Source organism: Vibrio mediterranei (assembly GCF_900088415.1).
In the GTDB taxonomy this organism is placed as follows: domain Bacteria; phylum Pseudomonadota; class Gammaproteobacteria; order Enterobacterales; family Vibrionaceae; genus Vibrio; species Vibrio mediterranei.
On record NZ_FLLQ01000025.1, the window covers coordinates 1 to 1,842 of the forward strand.

At 40.8% G+C, this 1,842-nt stretch carries 1 protein-coding gene; it reads right to left on the reverse strand.

Annotation, left to right across the window (positions count from 1 at the left end; all coding sequences use genetic code 11):
* Positions 1-296 precede the first annotated feature (296 nt).
* Positions 297-1,842 (reverse strand): putative bifunctional diguanylate cyclase/phosphodiesterase (locus VME0621_RS25935; RefSeq protein WP_156750290.1); only part of this gene is annotated, 1,546 nt, incomplete at its 5' end.

Here is a 1,842-nt window from a genome sequence, read left to right on the forward strand (position 1 = left end):
CTTTAAAGCTCATTTGATTACTTTAAAAAGTACGCTAAATCAGTCCCGACATTTTCCCTCGGTAGTTATTGTAATGACAAAGTCGCTTGGTAATTAAGGTACGACAGAATCGCTTGGTGATCACAAATTCGAAGTGGTCACACGTAACAGGCTTCTGGACAGAAGCTTGTTAAAGCACCAACTCAAAATGGATATTTTCAAAATATCTAAAGTAAGGAAAATTGCGAAATAGGGTGCAGAAAGGCAACTCGAAATCATTTCTCCATTTAGTCATACGTAACAATGGCTCTTCTTTCTCATACCGCTACCTGTTCTTGTCGATACCAACGGTTAAATTGCTCTATCTTCATTGGCCGCGCTATCGCATAACCTTGGGCAATTTCACATCCTACTTCCAATAACAACTCCTTTGCGTCCCAATCTTCTAAACCTTCTGCAACAACCGTTTTGTCGAAGGTTGAGGCCAAACTCATCACAGCCTTCAAAAGCCCCCAATTCTTACTATCTTTTTGCAAACCAATAATAAAGCTCTTATCGACTTTCAACACGTCAGCGGGAAGATCTCTTAAATAAGAGAGGGTTGAATAGCCAGTTCCGAAATCATCAATTGCCACACTCACCCCAAACGACTGACAACGCTCAATCACCGCCTGAGCTCTTTCTACCAGTTCTAGAGCACTCGATTCAAGAATTTCTATCTGCACATAGCTTGGAGGAACCTTATATTGAGACAATAGCGCTCTTAGGCGACTGGTAAAATTGATATCATCCAATTGATAGCTGGATACGTTAATAGACAATTGTATATCCATGCCACATTTCATCCACTCGGACACTTGATGAACGGCTTGAGTCATTACCCAGTCACCAATCTCACATTGCAGCGAGGGAGTCTCTATATCAAACAAAAATTGCTCGGGGGTTAACACTCCTTTGTCGGGGTGATTCCAACGAAGAAGGGCTTCTGCTCCTACCACCTCATTGCTTCTCAGGTTCATTTTTGGCTGAAAGTATAGTTCCAGCTCATTTTCAGAAACGGCTTGTTCCAACTGTCGCTTTTTAGCATGTTGTTTTCGCTTACTTCTATCATGCTCAGGGTTAAAGAATGCCATACTATTCCCCCCCTGCAGTTTCGATTCATACATAGCTAGGTCAGCTTGTCGAATAAGGTGCTCTATATCTGTGACACTATCCGCCTCCGTCATAGTTACACCAATACTCGCAGAGAAGGACTGTGGGTGAATCAGATCTGTTTTAAATCTCATTGTAGAAATTATATTGAGTAGCTTTGAAGCGTACGATTTTACTTTAGTTTCATTCCGAACATTATTAAGGATAATAATAAATTCATCTCCCCCCCACCTTACTAGAATATCGTTTGAAGGAATGTTTTTACTCAAGGTAGAAGCGAGTAATTTTAGCGCCTCATCGCCAACTTCATGTCCAAAAGAATCGTTAATCTTTTTAAAGTCATCGAGGTCAATAAAAAGAACTGCCATATATCGACCGAATTCATTGAATTTTAGTAACTCACTGACTTTGGTCACCAATAGGTTACGATTAGGCAGTTTCGTGAGGGGGTCATAGAGTGCAAGTAACTCTAGTTGCTTCTCTTGCTCTTTAAGGCGTGATATATCGGTAAACAGAGCAACAACATTAGATAGCCTATTTTGAGAGTCCCTAACAGCCGTTATGCTGACAAGTTCAGGATAAGCTTGACCATCTTTTCTTACGAGCCATAATTCACCACGCCAAAACCCATTACTTAACACTTTTTGTTTCAGTTCGGCATAGCGAACCTGAGATTCACTTTCATCTATCATTGACTCTAAAGAGTGACCC